Origin of the sequence: Streptomyces sp. URMC 127 (assembly GCF_051386535.1) — a bacterium.
In the GTDB taxonomy this organism is placed as follows: Bacteria; Actinomycetota; Actinomycetes; order Streptomycetales; family Streptomycetaceae; genus Streptomyces.
The window spans coordinates 1-271 of sequence record NZ_JBPQTW010000545.1; the positions used below are offsets into that span (position 1 = coordinate 1).

Annotated in this window: 1 pseudogene; it reads left to right on the forward strand. The window is 45.0% G+C overall.

Annotated features, from left to right (window positions below):
- Positions 1 to 194: pseudogene (gene ureC / locus ACSNOH_RS35330) on the forward strand (urease subunit alpha); the annotation flags it as partial.
- Positions 195 to 271: the final 77 nt, after the last annotated feature.

Here is a 271-nt window from a genome sequence, read left to right on the forward strand (position 1 = left end):
GCTTAGGGCTGGAAAAAAGAATTTCTCCTGTCAAGAATGTCAGAAAGCTGAGCAAGCTGGATATGAAATTGAACTCAGCTTTGCCGAAGATTGAAGTTGATCCAAAAACCTATCAGGTCTTTGCTGACGGAGAGGAACTGTCTTGCCAGCCTGTCGATTATGTTCCGCTTGGACAAAGATATTTCTTATTCTGACAAGACGCGGCCGGAGTGCATCCGGCCGTACTATTGACTCAAAACGGTGCACAAGAACCCCGCATTTAGTGTATATT